16 protein-coding genes and 1 tRNA gene are annotated in these 20,191 nt (G+C 62.1%); 9 read left to right on the forward strand and 8 right to left on the reverse strand.

The annotated features are described in order from the left end of the window. Nucleotides 1-26: 26 nt before the first annotated feature. A complete protein-coding gene (locus ABH939_RS08430) occupies nucleotides 27-1,553 on the forward strand; it encodes a multicopper oxidase family protein (protein ID WP_404649550.1) in 1,527 nt (508 codons plus the stop codon). Here ABH939_RS08430 and ABH939_RS08435 read toward each other — a convergent pair. Both ABH939_RS08435 and ABH939_RS08440 read right to left on the reverse strand, forming a co-directional pair. Beyond that, nucleotides 1,547-2,185 carry a response regulator gene (locus tag ABH939_RS08435; RefSeq protein ID WP_404649551.1) on the reverse strand — a complete coding sequence of 213 codons (639 nt, stop codon included), beginning with the start codon at nucleotides 2,183-2,185 and terminating at the stop codon, nucleotides 1,547-1,549. The two genes, ABH939_RS08430 and ABH939_RS08435, sit on opposite strands and share 7 nt — an antisense overlap. Further along, complete coding sequence (locus ABH939_RS08440; RefSeq protein ID WP_341514200.1) at nucleotides 2,182-3,327, reverse strand: histidine kinase; 1,146 nt, start codon at nucleotides 3,325-3,327, stop codon at nucleotides 2,182-2,184. Before ABH939_RS08440 ends, ABH939_RS08435 begins: the two co-directional genes overlap by 4 nt. A 103-nt stretch (nucleotides 3,328-3,430) precedes the next feature. On the opposite strand from ABH939_RS08440, the gene ABH939_RS08445 reads away from it, so the two are divergent. The 3 genes from ABH939_RS08445 to ABH939_RS08455 all read left to right on the forward strand — a co-directional run bounded on the left by ABH939_RS08445 (nucleotide 3,431) and on the right by ABH939_RS08455 (nucleotide 7,903). Next, nucleotides 3,431-4,879 (forward strand): acyl-CoA dehydrogenase family protein, encoded by a 1,449-nt coding sequence (locus ABH939_RS08445; RefSeq protein WP_003942317.1) that lies wholly within the window; start codon nucleotides 3,431-3,433, stop codon nucleotides 4,877-4,879. A gap of 27 nt (nucleotides 4,880-4,906) precedes the next feature. After that, nucleotides 4,907-6,112, forward strand: a complete 1,206-nt coding sequence (locus ABH939_RS08450; protein ID WP_003942363.1) for an acyl-CoA dehydrogenase family protein — start codon at nucleotides 4,907-4,909, stop codon at nucleotides 6,110-6,112. 156 nt (nucleotides 6,113-6,268) lie between these two features. Next, nucleotides 6,269-7,903, forward strand: coding sequence for an acyl-CoA synthetase (locus ABH939_RS08455; protein WP_404649552.1), 1,635 nt, complete (start codon nucleotides 6,269-6,271; stop codon nucleotides 7,901-7,903). A 6-nt stretch (nucleotides 7,904-7,909) separates the two neighbouring features. On the opposite strand, the gene ABH939_RS08460 is transcribed toward ABH939_RS08455, so the two are convergent. Genes ABH939_RS08460 through ABH939_RS08470 form a run of 3 tightly spaced genes read right to left on the reverse strand, consistent with a single transcriptional unit; the run spans nucleotide 7,910 to nucleotide 11,462 of the window. After that, nucleotides 7,910-9,238, reverse strand: a complete 1,329-nt coding sequence (locus ABH939_RS08460; RefSeq protein WP_404649553.1) for an amidohydrolase family protein — start codon at nucleotides 9,236-9,238, stop codon at nucleotides 7,910-7,912. A 40-nt stretch (nucleotides 9,239-9,278) separates the two neighbouring features. Further along, nucleotides 9,279-10,256: an isopenicillin N synthase family oxygenase gene (locus ABH939_RS08465; RefSeq protein ID WP_003942293.1), complete on the reverse strand. Its 978-nt coding sequence runs from the start codon at nucleotides 10,254-10,256 to the stop codon at nucleotides 9,279-9,281. A gap of 15 nt (nucleotides 10,257-10,271) precedes the next feature. Further along, the gene (locus tag ABH939_RS08470) at nucleotides 10,272-11,462 is read right to left on the reverse strand and encodes a nitrate ABC transporter substrate-binding protein (protein ID WP_404649554.1); all 1,191 of its coding nucleotides are present in this window, start codon (nucleotides 11,460-11,462) and stop codon (nucleotides 10,272-10,274) included. Between the two features lie 251 nt (nucleotides 11,463-11,713). On the opposite strand from ABH939_RS08470, the gene ABH939_RS08475 reads away from it, so the two are divergent. The 4 genes from ABH939_RS08475 to ABH939_RS08490 are packed head-to-tail and all read left to right on the forward strand — an operon-like array spanning nucleotide 11,714 to nucleotide 15,157. After that, entirely contained in the window at nucleotides 11,714-12,496 is a 783-nt protein-coding gene (locus tag ABH939_RS08475; RefSeq protein ID WP_404649555.1) for an ABC transporter ATP-binding protein, read from the forward strand. Then, entirely contained in the window at nucleotides 12,493-13,398 is a 906-nt protein-coding gene (locus ABH939_RS08480; RefSeq protein ID WP_007731277.1) for an ABC transporter permease, read from the forward strand. The genes ABH939_RS08475 and ABH939_RS08480 overlap by 4 nt, the downstream gene beginning before the upstream one ends. After that, the gene (locus ABH939_RS08485) at nucleotides 13,395-14,465 is read left to right on the forward strand and encodes an isopenicillin N synthase family oxygenase (RefSeq protein WP_166502054.1); all 1,071 of its coding nucleotides are present in this window, start codon (nucleotides 13,395-13,397) and stop codon (nucleotides 14,463-14,465) included. Before ABH939_RS08480 ends, ABH939_RS08485 begins: the two co-directional genes overlap by 4 nt. Nucleotides 14,466-14,512: 47 nt before the next feature. Continuing rightward, a complete protein-coding gene (locus ABH939_RS08490; RefSeq protein ID WP_404649596.1) occupies nucleotides 14,513-15,157 on the forward strand; it encodes a GntR family transcriptional regulator in 645 nt (214 codons plus the stop codon). A 4-nt stretch (nucleotides 15,158-15,161) separates the two neighbouring features. Here the strand turns inward: ABH939_RS08490 and ABH939_RS08495 are convergent, their stop codons facing one another. Continuing rightward, nucleotides 15,162-15,938 (reverse strand): lipase, encoded by a 777-nt coding sequence (locus ABH939_RS08495; protein WP_333830558.1) that lies wholly within the window; start codon nucleotides 15,936-15,938, stop codon nucleotides 15,162-15,164. Nucleotides 15,939-16,011: 73 nt separating this feature from the next. Then, nucleotides 16,012-16,085 (reverse strand) — tRNA-Met (locus tag ABH939_RS08500). Nucleotides 16,086-16,535: 450 nt separating this feature from the next. On the opposite strand from ABH939_RS08500, the gene ABH939_RS08505 reads away from it, so the two are divergent. Beyond that, nucleotides 16,536-17,090, forward strand: a complete 555-nt coding sequence (locus ABH939_RS08505; protein WP_003942299.1) for a transglycosylase family protein — start codon at nucleotides 16,536-16,538, stop codon at nucleotides 17,088-17,090. A gap of 88 nt (nucleotides 17,091-17,178) precedes the next feature. Here the strand turns inward: ABH939_RS08505 and ABH939_RS08510 are convergent, their stop codons facing one another. Continuing rightward, nucleotides 17,179-20,154 carry a UPF0182 family protein gene (locus ABH939_RS08510; protein WP_030534991.1) on the reverse strand — a complete coding sequence of 992 codons (2,976 nt, stop codon included), beginning with the start codon at nucleotides 20,152-20,154 and terminating at the stop codon, nucleotides 17,179-17,181. Nucleotides 20,155-20,191 lie beyond the last annotated feature (37 nt).

The raw sequence follows: 20,191 nt of genomic DNA on the forward strand, positions 1-20,191 counted from the left end.
GATCACGCACTACTTCCAGGAGAACGATGAACCGGATTTCCAGGCGCACGATTCTGTTCGGTCTGGCCGCAGCGCCCCTCGGGCTCGCGGTGGGCTGCGGCGCCGACCCGGCAGCGAAGAGCGCCACGTTGGCGGTGGCCGGAACTTCGCGTCCGCTACCGATTCCACCGCTTGCCGAATCCACCGTCGACGACGCCGGTGTTCGCCACTTCACACTTCGTGCCGGTGCCGGGACCACCGAGATCGTCGCGGGAAAACTCACCGACACTTGGGGTTTCAACGGATCCATTCTGGGGCCGACCGTCCGCGCCGAACGCGGAGAATCTGTCGCATTCACGATCGACAACACACTGGCAGAGCCCACGACCGTCCATTGGCACGGCATGCATCTGCCCGCCCGATACGACGGCGGCCCGCACCAGACCATCGAAGCCGGCGGACGCTGGGAACCGGCGTGGACGATCGGCCAGTCGGCGTCGACGCTCTGGTATCACCCACACCCGCACGGATCCACCGAACGGCACGTGCAGCGCGGTCTCGCCGGACTGTTCCTGATCGACGACGCCGACACGCGGGCGTTGGACATCCCCAAAACCTATGGTGTCGACGATGTTCCGCTGATCATCCAGGATCGTCGATTCCTCGCCGACGGCAGCTTCGACGAATCGGATCCGACCGACATAGGCCTGCTCGGCGACACGATAGTCACCAACGGCATCTCCGACGCCTACCTCGACGTCACCACCGGGGTCGTCCGGTTACGCATTCTGAACGGCTCTTCCGGCCGTCTCTACAACCTGGGGTTCCCCGACGACCGCACGTTCGATCTGATTGCCACCGACGGCGGACTGCTCGAATCACCTATTGCGATCAAGCGGATTCAGCTCAGCCCCGGCGAACGAGCCGAGATCGTGGTTCGCGTCGACCCCGGTGCGACGACCACACTGGTGTCGTTCCCGATCGAGGACGGCGGTGGCGTGAGTTCCTCCGACGCCGAGAACTTCGGCATGAACGACCGCTTCGACATCCTCGAACTGCGGGGCGTTGCCAGCCGCGCGTCACGGTCGACTCTCCCGGCGCAGTTGGCCGTACTGCCGAGTCTGGATCCGTCGAAGGCAAGCGTTTCCCGAACCTTCGATCTGCAGTGGTACATGATCAACGGGCAACGAATGGACATGAACCGCATCGACTTCGAGGCCGAAGTCGGCGCGACCGAGGTGTGGACGATCACCAACAAGGACAACTGGCCACACAATTTCCATGTCCACGACGTACAGTTCCAGATCCTCGACGTCGACGGTCGCACTCCTCCGCCTCACTTACGAGGACTCAAGGACACTGTTTACACACCACCGGGCAGTAGGATTCGCGTCGCACTGCAGTGGTCCGAGTACACCGATCCCACTTTCCCGTACATGTTCCACTGCCACCTGCTGATGCACGAGGACCAAGGGATGATGGGCCAATTCCTCGTGCTCGAACCGGGACAGAAGGCGGCTCCGATGCAGATGGACATGCCGATGCCTTCGTCTGGTTCGCACTCCGGTCACTGAAAGTTCTGCAAGTGGTACACGGCGAGGCGAACCCGATTGTCGCAACCGGTCTTCGACATCAGGTTCGCCACGTGCGTCTTCACCGTGGTCACACCGAGATGCAGCGTGTCCGCGATCTCCTGATTGCTCTTCCCATCTGCCACCAGCGCGAGGACCTGCGATTCGCGATCGGTCAACGGAACCTTCTCCGTCGCAGCAGTGTCTGCGATACCACCGATCACCGCTCGATCCACAACCCGGCGGAGAAGTTCCGGAGTGAACACCATCTCGCCCTCGGCGATCCGCCGAATGGCACCGAGCAACTCGGCGGGTTCGGTGTCCTTGACGAAGAATCCCGAAGCCCCCGCGGCGAGTGCGGGATACAGATGATCGTCGTCGTCGAAGGTGGTCAGCACGAGAATGCGCGCTCGACGACCGGCCTTGACGATCTGCTGGGTGGCGCCGATCCCGTCCAGCCCGGGCATTCTCAAGTCCATCAGAATCACGTCGGGATCCAATTCTGCAGCGAGCGCTACCGCCTCGACGCCGTTCGACGCCTCACCGGCCACGGTCATGTCCTCGGCTGCCGCGCACAGCATCCGCAAACCGGCGCGCACAAGTCGCTGGTCGTCGACGATCAGCACGCTGATCACGAGACATCGCCCGAGACAACGAGTGGAATATTCACGTGCACTTCCCATTTCCCGTCACTGTTGGTGCCGGCGGTCATCTCGCCGCCGACCAACTCCGCACGCTCCTGCATTCCCACCAGGCCATGACCTGCACTCCGAGGCGATCCCTCGACGTGGTTGACAACCCTGACATGCACCCGGTTGTCTTCGCGACCGACCGAGACCGATACCAGCCCCTTCTTGTCGCCGTGCTTCATGACGTTGGTCAGTGATTCCTGAATCACCCGCAACAACGTCAGCCTCCCGATCGCGTCGAGATCGGCTGCGCCTGACTCGACATTCTCCTGGGCATCGAAGACTGCCTGCACCTCGAAACCCGCCGCACGCACACGATCTATCGCCGCCTCGATTTCCGCCTCGACGGCATCCGGCTCGACCAAAGCGACCTCACCGAGCGAAGGATCACGAAGTGCGACCAGGAGGCGACGGATATCGGCCAGCGCATCGGACGCAGTCCCACGCACATCCGCGAGGACCTCACGCACGGCCTCGTCCTGGGGCGCCAAGACATGTTGAGCCACGCCGATTCTCAGGACAATCGATGCCATGTGGTGCGCAACCAGGTCGTGCAGTTCGCGGGCGAGCGCACTGCGCTCCGCAGCGCGGGTCTGCGCAAGATTGTTCGCGGCCAATTCACGCTGCGAGCGTAGATACAGCCCGAGCAGCAGTGGCAACCCCACGTACGCAAGCACTTTCACAGCCGTCGTGACAGACCAGAACGCTTCGTGAGATTCGAACCAGATCCCCGCGAGCACCGAACCGCACCATCCTGCTGCCGATACGGCAACCATTTCTCTACGCTCGGCCCGCATCGTGACGTCGACGACGGCGACCGCCCCGAGATACGGAACAAGCTCGGACAGCCCCCAGGCGTCGGCGACGAACATCGGAACGGCGAGCGCCGAGATGACCAGGGACGCGAAGACCGGCCATCGACGGCCGACGGCGAAGGCGAGCGCCGACAGCATCGACAGAATCCAGTAGGTGAGGGGAACTCGATACTCCCCCGGATACGTGCTGGCGATCAACAGGCACGGGACCACCACCAACGGCGTGTAGCGCACGTACCGCTGTATCCGATCTGGCACCTCTGTCCGGTTCACCCCTCGAGCCTATGACGCGCATCATTTCGCGGTTTCTCGACAACAGACCTTACTGATGAGTAAGATAAGGATCGTCCAACGCCCCAACACCGAGAAACAGCTGGTGATCATGACCAAGCAAGACAGTGTTGCCCCCGACAAGAGCGCTCAGCGCAGCGAATCGGGCGCGCAGCGCGGCGGCGCCAAGGGTGCGCCCCGCGACACGTCCGCCGTCGGCCTGAACCCGATCAAACGCGACGCCATGGGCGCAGCCATGCGTGTGCTTACCAAGATCACCGGTTCGGAACTGGCCGAGAAGTTCAATCTGCGTCAGACCATCGATCGCGTGACCTACGAGGGCACCAAGACGGGCTTCAAAACCCTGGGTGCCGCCACTCGAGGATTCCAGAAGGTCTCGGGCAACGGCGCACCCAAGCGCCTGCCCGACAACCCGAGCAAGAACGCCGACTACTTCGATCTGACCCCCGACGACGACCAGAAGATGATCGTCGAGACCGTGCGCGAGTTCGCGGCCGAGATCCTGCGTCCCGCAGCGCACGACGCCGACGGCGCAGCGCAGGCACCAGCCGATCTCTCCAAGCGCGCAGCCGAGCTCGGCATCACGCTGATCAACGTTCCCGAAGAACTCGACGGAGCAGCTGCCGATCGCGGCGCGGTCACCAATTCTCTTGTTGCCGAGGCACTTGCGCACGGAGACATGGGGCTTGCACTTCCGATCCTCGCACCCAGCGGCGTTGCGGTCGCACTGACGCAGTGGGGCACCGACGCGCAGCAGAAGACCTACCTTCCGGCCTTCACCGGCGAGCAGGTCCCCGGCGCAGCAGTGGTGGTCAACGAACCACGCGCACTGTTCGATCCGTTTGCCCTGCAGACCAAGGCAGTTCGCTCCCCCAGCGGCTACAAGCTCAACGGCGTCAAGAGCTTGGTGCCCGCCGCGGCTACGTCCGAACTCTTCGTCATCGCCGCAGAACTCGACGGCAAGCCCTCCTTCTTCATCGTCGAATCCGACACCAAGGGACTCGTCGTCGAAGCAGATCCCAGCATGGGTCTGCGCGCCGCAGGCCTGGGTCGCCTGATCCTCACCGATGTCGCTGTGTCGGAGTCCGCACTGCTCGGCGACGGTGACGCCGAGCAGCGCAAGGCCGAATACGCCGACGCGATTCGCCTGGCTCGCCTCGGTTGGGCGTCCATGGCCGTCGGAACCAGCCAGGCAGTTCTCGACTACGTGATTCCGTACGTCAACGAGCGCGAAGCGTTCGGCGAGCCGATCAGCCACCGCCAGGCGGTTGCCTTCATGGTCGCCAACATCGGCATCGAACTCGACGGACTGCGTCTGGTCACGCTTCGGGGCGCTTCACGCGCCGAGCAGGGCTTGTCCTTTGCTCGCGAATCCGCTCTGGCCCGGAAGCTGGCTTCCGAGAAGGGCATGCAGATCGGCCTCGACGGTGTGCAACTCCTCGGTGGACACGGGTTCACCAAGGAACACCCGGTCGAGCGCTGGTACCGCGACCTCCGTGCCATCGGCGTTGCCGAGGGCATCGTCCTCATCTGACGCCGCTGAACTTCCAGGAGAACCACGATGATCAACCTCGAACTTCCCAAGAAGCTCAAAGCATCAGCGAACCAGGCACATCAGGTCGCGGCGCAGATCTTCCGACCCATTTCACGTAAGTACGATCTCGCTGAGCACGAGTACCCGGTCGAGCTCGACACCATGGCTGCCATGGTCGAAGGCCTCTCCGATTCCGGTGGAGACATCGGCGGCGCCAGCGGCGGACGGTCCGACGCCAGCGCCAAGGGTGGCAACGCCAACGGCGGCAACATGTCTGCGCTCCTCAACTCGCTCGAAACGTCTTGGGGCGACGTCGGACTCATGCTCTCGATCCCCTACCAAGGGCTCGGCAACGCCGCGATCGCCGCAGTGTCCACCGACGAACAGCTCGAACGTTTCGGCAAGGTGTGGGCCTCGATGGCCATCACCGAACCGAGCTTCGGTTCCGACTCCGCCGCAGTGACCACCACCGCCGTTCTCGACGGCGACGAGTGGGTTCTCAACGGCGAGAAGATCTTCGTCACCGCCGGTGAGCGTTCGACGCACATCGTCGTGTGGGCGTCGGTCGACAAGTCGAAGGGCCGAGCGGCCATCAAGTCGTTCGTCGTTCCGCGTGACGCACCGGGCCTGAGCGTTGCTCGCCTCGAGCACAAGCTGGGCATCAAGGCCTCCGACACCGCAGTACTCCTGCTCCAGGATTGCCGCATTCCCGCGGACAACATCCTCGGCAGCCCGGAGGTCAACGTGGAGCAGGGCTTTGCCGGCGTCATGCAGACGTTCGACAACACCCGGCCCCTCGTTGCAGCCATGGCCGTCGGCGTCGGACGCGCAGCTCTCGAAGAACTGCGCGGCATCCTGACCGAAGCCGGTGTCGAGATCTCCTACGACACACCGGTCTACAACCAGCATGCAGCTGCAGCCGAGTTCATCCGTTTGGAAGCCGACTGGGAGGCCGCGTACCTGCTGTCTCTGCGCGCGGCGTGGATGGCCGACAACAAGAAGCCGAACTCGCTCGAAGCGTCCATGTCCAAGGCGAAGGCCGGCCGCACCGGCACCGACGTGACGCTCAAGGCAGTCGAGTTGGCCGGCACTTACGGCTACTCGCAGCGCCCGTTGCTCGAGAAGTGGGGCCGCGACTCGAAGATTCTCGACATCTTCGAGGGCACCCAGCAGATCCAGCAGCTCATCGTCGCACGCCGCCTGCTCGGAAAGTCGTCCGCCGAACTGAAGTGACGGTCGCACGGACCAGATCCCGAAACACTCCGCCCCGCCACCTTTCGAGGTGGCGGGGCGGAGTGCTCGGTCGCCATCGTGAAACTTCACCACCGAAACCTGATTGCGCATTAGTGTGTAATCAGTCCTACAACGACGCTCGGAAGAGGTTCACGTATGCCCGGATTGGTCACCAAGGTCACTGACACCATCGGCGCGGCGGGGGTCATGTTCCGAGCCGGACTCGTCCCGTTCCCTCGCCTCGATCGCGGGCTCAAATCCATTGCAGCCGTGGACAAGTACGGACCCTTTGCCGGGCCGGTCCATGCACACGCCGAGAACGGCTACGACGCGGTGGCGATCATCGACGAGCGCGGCCCCATCACCTATGCCGAGCTCGAGCGTCAGAGCAACGCGTTGGTCCGGGCGTGGCAGGCCGACGGCATCACCTCCGACTCCGTCATGGGTGCGATGTGCCGTAACCATCGAGGCTTGGTCCTGACCATGCTGGCGGCAGCGAAGAACGGAACGAAGCTCGTTCTCATGAACACGGGCTTCGCTCGGCCCCAACTCGTGGACGTCGCCGCGCGGGAGAAGGTGGTCGCCTTCGTCTACGACGACGAGTTCGCGGACATCGCCGATGCCTTGCCGGACAACGTCGTCGTCTATCGTTCCTGGCCAGAGGGCACGGCCGCTGACGGTTCCACGGCAGCTACTCTCGACGAGGCCATCGCCGGACGCACCACGTCGTCGGTGCCGGCACCCGAGAAGAACGGTGGCTTCGTCCTCCTCACCAGCGGCACAACGGGAACTCCCAAGGGTGCGCCGCGTGGCCACACCTCCCCTCTCGCGTCGGCGCAGTTCCTCGACCGCGTGCCGTTGCGCCGCGGACAGACCATGATGATGGCGGCCCCCGCCTTCCACGGAACCGGCGTCTCGCAGTTCGCTCTCGCGTTGGCGCTCGGCCAGACCGTCGTCATGCATCGAAAGTTCGATCCGGAGAACACGATCAAGCTTGTCGCCCAGTACAAGTGCGACAGTCTGGTCGTGGTCCCGACGATGCTCACTCGCATCATCGACCTCGGTCCCGACGTGCTGTCCAAGTACGACACGTCGAACCTGAAGATCATCTTCTCGGCAGGTTCGTCACTCTCGCCCGACCTGTGCAAGCGAGTCACGGCCTCGTTCGGGTACGTCCTCTACAACCTGTACGGATCCACCGAGGTCGCAGTGGCCACGGTCGCGACTCCCGAGGATCTGACCATTGCGCCGGGAACCGCGGGCCGCGCTCCGGTGACCTGTCACGTCGAACTGTTCGACGAGAACAACAAGAAGATCACCACCCCACACACGATCGGCAGGATCTTCGTCGCCAGCGGGCTGAGCTTCGAGGGATACACCGACGGGCGCGACAAGGAACGTATCGACGGACTTCTCTCGACCGGCGACGTCGGACACTTCGACGCCAACGGCCTCCTCTTCGTCGACGGCCGCGACGACGACATGATCGTCTCCGGTGGCGAGAACGTCTACCCGCTCGAAGTCGAGAACCTGCTCGCCGATCGAGAGGACGTCTTGGAAGCGGCAGTCATCGGAGTCGAGGACGCCGACTTCGGGCACCGCCTGCGAGCGTTTGTCGTCGTCGCCCACGGCGCCGACCAGAACTCCGACGAGCTGAAGGATCACGTCCGGTCGAATCTCGCGCGCTACAAGGTTCCCCGCGAGATCGTCTTCATCGACGAACTTCCCCGCAACGCCACCGGAAAGCTGTTGCGCCGCGTACTGATCGAGATGGAGATCAGCGAAGACTGAGCACAGTCACAAAGCTCTGAGCGTGCGGATCAATTCCGCCTCGTCGACGCGAGTGGAGTGCCCGTCGCGGAGCACGACCTCGCCCGCAACCAACACCGTGTCCACTATCTGACGACTGCCCGTCGTGAGAATGGACGCGCCCGGATCTCGCACCGGGAGGCAACCGAAGTCGCGTTCGAACCGAATCATGGTGAGGTCGGCGGGATCGCCCACGGAGATCCCGCCGGACCTGGCCGGCAGACCGAGTGCTGCGTTTGCACCGCCGGATGCGATGTCGATCATGGCTTCGAAGCCGAGCAGGTCGGCGCGGCCGCGCGCGGCTCGCTGCACGTAGGCGCCGGTGCGCAGCGTCTCGAGCATGTCCTGAGTATCGTTGCTGGCTGCACCGTCCACACCCAACCCCACCGCGATCCCCGCGTCGAGGAAACTCGGGACGGGCGCGATTCCGCTACCGAGGCGCATGTTGCTGACGGGGTTGTACGACACTCCGACGCCGCGCTCCGCCAGCACCTTCTGACCACGGTCGTCGAGTTCGACGCAGTGGACCGCCAGCACCCGGTCCCACAAGAAACCATGGGAATCCAGGTAGTCGACCGCGTTCATGCCCGCGTGTTCGGTACACATCGTGTTGTCGGTCTGCGTCTCGAGCAGGTGAATCGAGACCGTCAGGTCGCGAGCCTGCGCGAACTCACGCACTTCCGACATCCCCTCCGGGGTCAGCGAACGCGGGTTCGGTACCGCGACTGCCACGTCAATGCGGGAACCGGCGACGTCCCGCATCATCTGATCCGTATGTGCGAGAACGTCTCCGAGTGGTTGCATGAGCCGCGGATCGAAGCCCCACTTCCTCGTCTTGTCCGCCCGGTCTGCGGTTCCGCGTCCCAGCACCGCACGAATCCCGGTGTCGTGCAACGCCCGGATCACGGCATCGTGAACCTCGCTGGACGGGTGCGGCCACATGTGTTCGACCAGGGTGGTCGTACCGCTGCGCAATGCCTCCAGCGAGGCTGCGACAGTGGCCGCGTATGCGCGCTCGGGAGTGATCTGAACCGACTCTTCTGCGACCGCGAGTAGCCATTCGAGAAGCGGTGTCCCTTCGGCGATCCCACGCATCAGTGACTGCTGAAGGTGCGTATGGGTGTTGACGAACCCAGGGATCAGATACGCCCCCGATCCGTCCACACTTCCAGGTGTGTCGGTGCCGGTCGACTTCTCGATCGATTCGACCACCCCATTCGAGACGACGACGTCGTGGCCGGTCAGCCATTGCCCGCCGCTGTACAACGTCACGTCCCGGATGATCGCGTCGGTCATGTTCTTGGGCGCGGTAGTCATCGCCAGTTCTCCTGAAAGTGTGTGACGGAACGGATACGGATCAACGCGCGAAGTTCGCGCGTACTCGCTGGTCGATGTAGTCCTCGGCAGTGATCGGCGGGTACTTGCCCGCCGGCCCCTCGATGGTCACGTCGCGGTTCGCCTGAGCGAAGAACGCGAGGCTGTAGCGGGCTCCCCGATAGTCGGTGACTCCGGGACTCTTGACTCGATGAAAATTCGACGGCAGGACGTCATCACTCCATCTCATCAGCATGTCGCCGATGTTGCAGGTGATTGCTTCCTCAGCCGGCACCACCGACGTCCATTCCTGGGTGTCCATCTCCTTGCCCGGGCACAGTTGCAAGCCGCCCTGACCGTCACGCTGGAAAAGCAATGTCAGGCAATCGAAATCGGTGTGCGCTCCGGCACGCCACATCCCTTCGACATCTGCGTCGGCGGCAAGGGGGAAGTAGTGGAGTAGTCGCAGTGTGCTCTGGTAGGTGTCCACCGACGGGTCATGTGCCCTGGTGAAGAAGTCTCGTTCGAATCCCAGCTTCTCGGCGAAGCACGACAACAGGTCCATCGCAATGCCCCAGCACTTGGCTTCGAAGTCCAGGATCGTTTCGCGGAATCCGCCCAATTCGTCTGCAGTGGGCCACAGATCACCCATATGCGGGCGGGTCACCTGGTAGGACTCTTTCTGATCAGGTGTTCCGATGGACGGACGCACCTGCGTCATGCTCTCCCAGCCGGAGTTGAAACCCTTCTTGAGCGGATACTGCGCTTTGACCTCGGTGGGCAGTGCAAAGAATCGCTCGGCCGCCGCGAAAGCCTCGCGGACCTGGTCCAGATCGATCCCGTGATTGACGATTTGGAAGAATCCGATGTCGGTCGCTGCCGACCACAACTCCTCGGCGATCTCGCTGCGCCGGTTCTCGAAATCCGAGAGATCGATTCTTCGGACCTCGCGGTCGGTGGTCTCCGTGCCCAGGCCACCCATGCGGGTCTCGCGGTTGAGTTCTGTCATGTCGTACGTCATTTGCTGTCAGCTCCTTCAGCGGATTCCGATGGACCGATCGGTGAACTTGTCGGTGTAGATCTCTTCTGCAGTCAATGACTGCGGTATCGCCGCACCCCCGGCGTTCAGGATGGGCTTCAGTTCTTCGACGGTGTGAGCGACTCGCGTCATGTCGAACGTGCCGACGGATCCGTCCGCCTCGTTCGCGATCAGGCCCTTCTCTTTCAAGACTTGGGCACTGAACGCTGCTTCACCCTCGGTGTAGGGAGAGAACGACACGTCCTGCGAGACGACGTCGACAATGGCAGCATTCGCCGTATCCGGCGCAGTGATGTAGTCCGCGGTGGCCTGCTGAATGATCGGAACCAGCTTGCTCAAACACGGGGAGAGTGTCTCGACCTTGTCGGCACGAACGGAAACATTGGACGCGTAGATGTCGAAACCCGAATCTTTCAGCAGGTCATAGGAAACCGGCTTGTCCCACGCTGGCGTCTCCTTCTCGTACGTGTACGGTTCCGAATTCGCGAATCCTTGCTGAGCGATGGTCGGGTCACCGACAAATCGCGAGGGAGCTCCGTCGTAGCTCGTGTCGAGCTGAGACTGCTTCAGTAGGCCTTTCGCCACGAGCCACTGCGGAAACAGTTGCTCCTTGGAAACGACGACACTCGCGTCGGACTTGCCGATATCGGCAACACTCGCCCATTCCGGATGAGACTCTTTGTCCCACATGAGGATTGCCGGGCTGTACTTGAGCAATGGCGTGACGGCCACAACGGGCTGACTTGCCGCTGCCGCGATCACCTGATCGCCGTGCACCAAGCCGAGAGTGATCGAATCGTCGACGTACATCTGGGAGCTGACGGATTGGAACCCGATTGCCGGTCCCCCGGCCCGCAAGGTCAAGTCGACTCCGGTGTCCTTCCCTCCGGCGACAAGAGTCCCGCTGACGGACTTGTCGTCGGTGTCGACCGAATAGCCGGGACCAAGCATCTCGAAGAGCGCTCCCATATCCGACTGTGGCTGCCATTGGAGTTGAACCACAACGTTTTCCGGACAGAGACCCGCTAGGTTCTGAGCCTCGGCAGCTGGTTCGAGAGATTCAGCCTTGGCCGTCTCAGCCTCACTGGAGCTGCACGCAGTCAATCCGATGGCTGCACACATGGCCAGTGCCGCGCCGGCCGCTCCCACACTTCTGCGATTGGAATGCACCTTGCGATTTGAATACACAGCGTCTCCTTCGTGAAAACAATTGGGATGTGGGCGAACCAGGAAGGGTGATCCGATGTGCACACTCTGCAGCACATGGATTACATGCAATCGACTAGTTGTTTCCATCAGGTAACGCGCGCCAGTATTCTCGCTTCACCTGCAATGTCACCTCACATTTACATTCAGCAATCTAGGCGACATACATGCAATTCAAGATGGTTCATACATCTTGAAGAACTTTTGCATGCACTATTGAACCGGAGGCTCAGATGGAACTCGCGAACACGATGCAGGATGCCGACGCTCGCAAGCTCACCGCACCGATGCAGATGGTCTTTTCCGATGTCGTCAAGAAGTTCGATACCGGCACTGTCGCGCTGGACGGCATCGATCTGAACGTGGAGCGAGGAGACTTCGTCGCCGTGGTCGGACCCTCCGGCTGCGGCAAGTCGACTTTGTTGCGCATGGCGGCCGGCCTCGAGCGACCGACCAGCGGCGCGGTTGCCCTCGACACCGAATCAGTTGGCTTCATCTTCCAGGAGCCGACTCTCCTCCCCTGGCGAACCGTGCAGGCCAACGTCGAATTGTCCGCCGAACTCGGTGGCGGCGACAAAGCAGCCCGAAAATTGCGCGCCGACGAGGCAATTCGCGCAGTGGGACTGGCGGACTTCGCGAAACAACTGCCCAACGCGTTGTCGGGCGGAATGAAGATGCGCGTCTCGTTGGCGCGTGCGCTCACCCTCACACCTGCTGTGATGCTGCTCGACGAACCTTTCGGTGCTCTCGACGAGATGACACGACTGGAGATGCAGGTAGAGCTGCAAAGGCTCTACACCGACAAGGGGTTCACCTCGATGTTCATCACGCACTCGGTATCCGAGGCCGTGTACCTCGCAAACAAGGTGGTCGTCATGACCGCCCGGCCCGGACGAATCCATTCGGTCGTGGACATCGATTTCCCGTACCCGCGTAGCCCGGAACTGCGCTACGACGCCCGATACACCGAACACGTCGCCGAGATCTCGGCCAGTCTCCATGGGAGCTCACGATGACCGAAGTCCTTGCAGTGCAACAGGGCACCACCGCACGCAATTCCGCCGTTCGCACTGATTCTGCGACCGCCGCGCGAGCACAGTCACAGCCCGGACGGCCCTCGCGAATGAGAGCGCTCGGCACCTTCCTGCTCTATCCGCTGCTCTCACTTGCCGGCGCGGTCGCAGCGTGGTCGATCGTCAGCTACCTCGTTCTCTCCCCGGAACGTCGATTTCTCCTTCCGCCGCCGAGTCAAGTACTGACAAAGTCGCTACTCGACTGGAAACACCTCTCTCCCATGCTCGAAGCCCTCGCAGTGACGGCACAGGTAGCACTGGTCGGCTTCGTGGTCGCGGTGGCAGTCGGCGTCGGAACCGGCGTGCTGATGAGCCAGGCCAAGTGGATCGAGCGGATCGTCTATCCCTATGCCGTTGTGCTGCAGGTCATTCCCATCCTCGCCATCGTCCCCCTCATCGGGCTCTGGTTCGGCTACGGCATGACCGCGCGCACCCTGGTGTGCGTTCTCATCGCAGCCTTCCCGATCATCACCAACACACACTTCGGATTGCAATCGGTCGATCGCGGACTGCACGAACTCTTCACCCTCGGCCGCGCCTCGCGTTGGGATCGACTTGTGAAACTCGAACTGCGAGCGGCAATGCCGGCTATTCTCACCGGCATCCGCACCGCCTCCGGCCTTGTTGTCGTCGGTGCCATCATCGGCGACATGTTCTTCGCCAAAGGACAACCCGGGATCGGAACGCTGCTCGACGTCTACCGAAGCCGCCTTCAGTCCGAGGATCTGATCGCCGCGATCGTGATCGCGTCGGTGTTCGGTGTCCTCGTCTTCTCTGCCTTTGGATTCCTCTCACGTGTGCTCGTCGGTAAGTGGCACACGTCCGGCCGCAAGGACTTTAAATGACCCACGAAACTCCTGTCTTCGAAATCCCTACGATCGATATCAGCCCGTACCTCCGCGGCGAGGCAGCGGTTGCAAACGCCACCAACAGCACTGCCTGTGCGGAAGTGGCAGCTCAACTCGATCGCGCGTGCCGGGAGGTCGGATTCATACAGATTGTCGGACACAGCATTCCACGATCGGCGACCGAAGGACTGGCCGACGCTCTCGACGAGTTCTTTGCTCTCCCACTGACGGTGAAGAACAACTATCGCCGTCCCTCGTCCGAGAACCGCGGCTACTCACCACCGAAATCGGAATCACTCAGCATGAGCCTGGGCGTCGCCGCTGCGAACCAGATGAACGATTTCTACGAAGCAATAGTCGTGGGCACAGAGGTGAGCGACTATCCGGGCGTCGACCTACCCGAGTCCAGCTACGCCGCCAACACCTGGCCCGTGGCCGCGCCCGGATTCCGACCGGCAATCGAAGAGTATTTCCGTCATGCCCAGGGCTTGGCACGAATCCTGATGTGCGCCTTTACCGACGCTCTCGGATTGCAGCCCGGGTACTTCGATTCGATGCTCGACCATTCGATCGACGCGATGAAGATGAACAACTACGCACTGCCCGAGGGCGAGATCCGCATCTCCGGCGACATGACGGGAATGGGCGCTCACACCGACTTCGGAATCTTGACCATCCTGTGGGCAGATCAAGTTCCGGGCCTTCAAGTTCTGAGTGCCGACGGCGTATGGCACGACGTCCAACCTGCCGACGGCGCACTCTTGATCAACCTCGGCGACGCGATGGCACGCTGGACGAACGACCGATGGCGCTCGACAGTGCACCGAGTCGACCCACCTATCGTCGATGGTCAGATCATCCGACGTCGCTCTGCCGCATTCTTTTTCGACGGGAACTACGACGCCGTCATCGAAGCACTGCCAGGGACTCTCACACCGGGCGAAGTCGGATACCCGCCGATCACGATCGCTGAGAACATCGCGGCCAAAGTGGCAGGACTGAAAGGCGCGACGGCGCCCGAGGTCGACAGTCGCAGCGCTGACCGGGTGCGCGCCGCTGGATAGCGCTCCCGGGTACCGTCGACATCGTGCAGGATCGAAGTGAGGACAAGATGACCACCACCGAACGAGCTTTACTCACCGAGTCCGTGCACGAGACGCTTCGCGAACTGATCTTTTCGGGCGAGCTGGCGCCGGGGACACCACTGAGTGTTCCCGCGCTGGCGAGCAAGCTCAATGTCAGTCGAACGCCGGTCCGCGAGGCCGTGCAGCAGTTGATCTACGAGGGCATCGCCGTCCACACACGGAATGCGGGTGCAAAAGTCGATTCGCTGGACGCGGAGTCTCTGCGCGCGGTCTTCGAGGTGCGTGAGGTACTCGACGGTCTCGCGGCGTTCAACGCGACGGCCAATGCCACGCACGAAACCGTGTCACAGCTGAACAAGATGGTGCAGGTGCAACGCGAACTTCTCGAGAGCCCGCCGGATCAGCGTCGGGATTCGAAGCTCGACCTCGAGTTCCACACCTTGATTCGTGAGACTGCATGCAATCACCCGCTCAGCGAAGCCCTGCATCGTCTGGACGGCCAGTCACATCTCCACCGTTCGGACATGTGGAGCCTCGAGCTCAATCGGCGGATCGCCGTCACCGAGCACGCACGTATAGTCGCGGCCATCGAATCGGGTGACGCCTTGGGGGCGAGGACTGCCGCGAGCGCACACGTAGCCGGGCTACTCGTCCGAACAACCCGGACCTGAAGCTTTACCGAAATGACGGAAACAGCGTGTCAGGCCAGGTGATGTCGCCGTCGTTCTCGTCCACGAACGTACCGACACAGTCGCGCCCCAAAGCGCTGATCGCTCCCGAGATGACCTCTGGATGCTCGAGCTCGGTGAGGTGGTCTCCTCCGGTTCCGGCCCCGGGAACGCCATCGACGTACACCCGGCACTGGCCCCCGTCCAACCGACCGTCCGCCCACTCGCCCGAACTCTGCACCACCGAATAGTAGGCAGATCCAGGAGTGTCCTCACCGGCATTGAGCTTGGTGAGAACTTCGGAGAACATGCAGGTGTCGTAACCGTCGGCAGGGCCTTGTACGCAGCCACCGGGGCTACCGTACTGCGGAGCACCGATGGCGACGAATGAATCCACTACTTCGGAGCCACCGAGGAACTTCGCGTAGTACCGGGAGCTCAGTCCACCCGCACTGTGCGCGATCACCCCGACGGAGTCAGCGCCGGTAGCGTAGGAGCGAATCGAATCGGCAATCAGCTCGGCGTCGGCCGCAATCATCTTGCCGGGTGCGTCGACGAAGTGTGTCTCGTAGCCCGCAGCGCTCAGTGCCCCGTCGAGGGCGCGGTAGGTCGCCTGGTGCGTTTCTCCCGAGTTGTAGAGCTGCTGCCCCGGAACGATGAAGACCACGCGCTTCGCATCGGTGATCCGCCCACCGGCGGCAGCGCTTCCTGCCGAGAACGCCAGAGCGGTGGTCACCAGCGAAGTAGTCACCGCCATCGCCAAGAGAATCTTCGAGAGTCGCACGTCGCCACCCTACGACGGCTGCGCACAAAAAAGGACCGCCGCACTGGAATCCAGTGCGGCGGTCCTTTTCTAGTAGCGGGGACAGGATTTGAACCTGCGACCTCTGGGTTATGAGCCCAGCGAGCTACCGAGCTGCTCCACCCCGCGATGCATGGACAAAGTTACACGAGCAGGTGAACGGAACGCAAATCGCCTGCGCTGGAGCGAAATACACGCCTGAAAGTCGAAGAATCGGGTGACTGGGTTCACAAAATGCCCGTGAGCATCAACACATAACAAGCATGTAACGAACGTACGTCGAAACGGCATCGGAAAGGCTCTACCAGCACAAACGCTAAAATTTTGGGTCGAGAGCAGACCAGACAGTCCGGAAAATTGCGAATCGACCCTCGTTCGACGCTCCCGTACGGTCGGTCCCGGCCCGAATCAACCGGGCGAACGCCGACCCGCCGCTGCTCCACTCTGCCCCGCGGGATCGGAACCCCCGAAACCTTCGAGGGGCAGAGACACGGAGAGACAAGCGCCCGGGAAAGTCAGCATCATCGCCGACCCGCAGGCCCGCCGATGTCAGCAAGCGCGGAGAGGATTTACCCCGACATGACGTACACCAGCATCAGCAAGCGTGCATTCGGCACATTGGCAGTAGCCGGCGCACTTGTCGCAGTGCCCCTCACCATGAGCACCGGCACCGCTTCCGCAGCCACCCACAACTGGGACGGCGTCGCACAGTGCGAGAGCGGTGGCGACTGGAACATCAACACCGGAAACGGCTACTACGGCGGCCTGCAGTTCTCGCAGAGCACCTGGACCGCCAACGGTGGCACCGGCTCGCCCGCCAACGCTTCCAAGGAAGAGCAGATCCGCGTCGCCGAGAACACCCTGCAGAGCCAGGGCCCCGGCGCATGGCCCGTCTGCGGCCAGCGTCTGACCGTCGCGAGCGAGCCTGCAGTCGAAGAAGCTCCCGCCGCAGCACCGGCTCCCGTCGCCGAGGCACCCGCAGTTGCTCCCGCCATCGAGATCCCGGCCGAGCTCAAGCCCGCCGCACAGCAGGCTTACGACACCGCTCGTGACCTCGCCGGCCAGTACGGCTTCGCCGCACAGTTCCAGCAGCTCTCCGATGCCAACGCACCGATCGTTGCAGCACTGCGCTGATTCAGCTCGTACAGCTTCACCTGAGAACACAAGAAGGCCCGCCATCCGGTCGGATGGCGGGCCTTCTGTGACTCACGAACGAGGTCGACTAACTGGGCGGCAGCGCCTGGTAAGCGTCAACCGCCTTCTGCAGGCGATCCAGCGCGGCTCCGTAACCACTGAAGTCACCAGTCTGTTGCGCAGACTTCAATGCATCCATGGCAGCGTTGACCTCTGCCAGAGCCTTCGACACATCTTCCGATGATGCCGGACCTGTAGGCGTCGTCGGCGCCGTCGGCGCGGGGGTGGTCCCGGTTCCCGCCGGCGGTTCCGTCGTGGCAGTTCCACCCGGTGCGGTGGCAGCACCCGCGGCTCCACCATTGTCGAAGACCTGATCGAGCGCCTCGGCCAACGTGGATGCGTAACCGACACGAACCCTGCTGCCAGCCTTCGCAGACTCCTGGTAACTCACCAGAACTCGGGAAAGCTGCGGGAACGAAGTCGTTGTGTTACTTCGCTCGGTATACATGGGTTCGACGTAGAGAATTCCACCCTCTGCGATCGGCAAGGCCAACTGGTTGCCGTATCGGATCGTGTTGGTTCTCTCCAGCAGTGCCTTCTCCGAGCCCACGCGAGCATCCGAGATCATCGAGTTCTGCGACTGTGACGGACCCTGCGTCTGTTTGTTGACGGGCAACTGCAGAACAGTGATCTTGCCGTAGTCCTTCGGATCCGAATTCACGGTGATGTAAGCCGACAGGAAGTCTCGCTGGAATCCCACCATCGGACTTGTGAGCCGGAACGACGGCGCGCCGGTTTCCTGGTCCCCCACCATCACGTAGTACGGCGGTTCATTTTCCTTCGAATTCTCCACCGTCGGCTCGTTGGGCACCGACCAGAAAGCGTTGTTGGTGAAGAACTCGGTCGGATTGTCGACGTGGTACTTCGCCAACATTTCCCGCTGAACCTTGAACAGGTCTTCGGGATAGCGGAAGTGTGCCCGCAGATCGTCCGAGATATCACTCTGCGGCTTGACCGTGTCCGGGAACACACCCTTCCACGCATTGAGTACCGGGTCGTTGTCGTCGACCTGATAGAGCGTCACGGTGCCGTCGTAGGCATCGACGGTTGCCTTGACCGAGTTGCGGATGTACGAGACTTCCTTCTTCGGCAACAAACGACCGGTCGTTGCATCCACACTGTCCGCGACCAGTCCGTCCAGCGAACTGCGCTGTGCGTACGGGTAGTTCTCCAGCGTGGTGTACGCATCGACGATCCAGACGATCTTGCCGTCGACTGCGGCCGGGTACGCATCTCCGTCAGTGGTCAACCACGGAGCAACCTGACCGACGCGATCGCGAGGATCACGGTTGTAGATGATCTTGGAATCCGAACCGACGGCACCCGAGAAGAGAATGTTCCTCTCCGTGTACTTCGCCGCGAAAGCCAAGCGATTGACCCAGTTTCCGATGGAGACGCCGCCGGAACCGGTGTAGGTGTACTTGGTCTGCTCCGTGTCGTATTCGCGAGCTTCCGAACCACCGGCACCACCGACGATTGCGTAGTCGTCAGCGCCTTGACCGATGACCTCGCCGTAGTAGATGCGCGGTTGATCGACCTTGATGACCTGTGTTCCCGCGTCCTGCGAGGCGATGTCGCTGACCGTGTAGATCGGGTAGCCCGCATTGTTGTTGTTCGCGTTGTCCTTCGTCGGGTCCAGGACCGGCGCAGTGATCTTGTTCGCCGGAGCGGCCACCAAGCCGTCGCCGTGGGTGTAGACCGTGTGCTTGTTGATCCAGTCCGTCTGGTTTCCCTGCAGGTTGTTCGGTGAGATCTCACGCGCCGCCACGATGTAGTCGCGCATCTCACCGTCGATGTCGTAGCGATCGATGTCGAGCGAGGGCGGGAACCCGTAGAAGTTCTGACGCTGTTGCTGCTGGGTGAAAGTGGGCGACAGAATGTTCGGATCGAGGAGACGAGCATTGGCAATAGTGGTGACGTCTGCCGGCACCTCGCGCGGAATTGCGTCGCCGTCACCCGAGTAAGGCTGATATGTGACCTTGTCGTCCGTGATTCCGTAGGCCTGCCTGGTGGCCGCGATGTTCCGCTCGATGTACGTACTCTCCTTGTCCGCCGCGTTGGGCTTGACGGAGAACTGCTCGACGATCATCGGCCAGACTGCGCCTACGAGCACGGACGAGAGAACCAGCAGAGCAACGGCCATAGCCGGGATACGAAGGTCGCGGGTGAAGATCGCAGCGAAGAAAGCCAAAGCACAGATGATCGCGATGGACATCAATATCAGCTTTGCCGGGAGCACAGCCATGATGTCCGTGTACCCCGGGCCGGTGAACGTCGGCTCTTTACGGCCGCTCGAAAGCAACGAGTAGCGATCGAGCCAGTAGGCGACGGCCTTCAACAGCACGAAAGTGCCGGCCAGAACAGCCAACTGCACACGAGCGGCGGTAGTGAACGTCCCCGCTCGTCCGGCCAATTTGATTCCACCGAAAACGTAGTGGGTGATCAGATTTGCCACGAAAGCCAGCAGGATCGAGACGAACAACCAGTTGAGAACGAAACGGTAGAACGGCAGATCGAACGTGTAGAAGCTGACGTCCATGTTGAACTGCGGATCGGTGATACCGAATGCCTGGCCGTTGAGGAACAACTGGATAGTGACCCAGTTGGCCTGCGCGATGAGACCGGACAGGATGCCGATCGCTACCGGAATGATCACGCCGAACAGACGAAGACGCGACATAACGGTGGTGCGGTAGCGCGCGATCGGATCATTGGGCCCGGAGACCGGGACGAACACCGGGCGTGCGCGGTACGCGAGAAGCATCGCGAGCCACACGATGGCGCCGACGACAATTCCGACGACCAGGAAGAGCACGAATCGCGTCAACAGAACCTTGGTGAAGACACCGCGGAAGCCGACTTCGCCGAACCACAACCAGTCCGTGTACATGCCGATCAGTCGCGGCCCCACGAGCAGCAAGGCCGCCACTACGACAGCCACCACCAACAAGATTCGACTGCGTCTGGACAGAGAGGGTAAACCTGCGGGGGGCCGCATGCCCACGTGCCACGCTCCAAGATTTGGCGACGCCGTGGCGTCG

Source organism: Rhodococcus sp. 27YEA6 (genome assembly GCF_044908235.1).
Taxonomy (GTDB): Bacteria; Actinomycetota; Actinomycetes; order Mycobacteriales; family Mycobacteriaceae; genus Rhodococcus_F; species Rhodococcus_F qingshengii.

Bases quoted from the DNA above. Each gene is read 5' to 3' on its own strand.
- ABH939_RS08430 (WP_404649550.1), top strand. From the start codon at position 27: ATGAACCGGATTTCCAGGCGCACGATTCTGTTCGGTCTGGCCGCAGCG.
- ABH939_RS08460 (WP_404649553.1), bottom strand. From the start codon at position 9,238: ATGACTACCGCGCCCAAGAACATGACCGACGCGATCATCCGGGACGTG.
- ABH939_RS08490 (WP_404649596.1), top strand. From the start codon at position 14,513: ATGACCACCACCGAACGAGCTTTACTCACCGAGTCCGTGCACGAGACG.
- ABH939_RS08485 (WP_166502054.1), top strand. From the start codon at position 13,395: ATGACCCACGAAACTCCTGTCTTCGAAATCCCTACGATCGATATCAGC.
- ABH939_RS08450 (WP_003942363.1), top strand. From the start codon at position 4,907: ATGATCAACCTCGAACTTCCCAAGAAGCTCAAAGCATCAGCGAACCAG.
- ABH939_RS08475 (WP_404649555.1), top strand. From the start codon at position 11,714: ATGGAACTCGCGAACACGATGCAGGATGCCGACGCTCGCAAGCTCACC.
- ABH939_RS08455 (WP_404649552.1), top strand. From the start codon at position 6,269: ATGCCCGGATTGGTCACCAAGGTCACTGACACCATCGGCGCGGCGGGG.
- ABH939_RS08480 (WP_007731277.1), top strand. From the start codon at position 12,493: ATGACCGAAGTCCTTGCAGTGCAACAGGGCACCACCGCACGCAATTCC.
- ABH939_RS08465 (WP_003942293.1), bottom strand. From the start codon at position 10,256: ATGACGTACGACATGACAGAACTCAACCGCGAGACCCGCATGGGTGGC.
- ABH939_RS08505 (WP_003942299.1), top strand. From the start codon at position 16,536: ATGACGTACACCAGCATCAGCAAGCGTGCATTCGGCACATTGGCAGTA.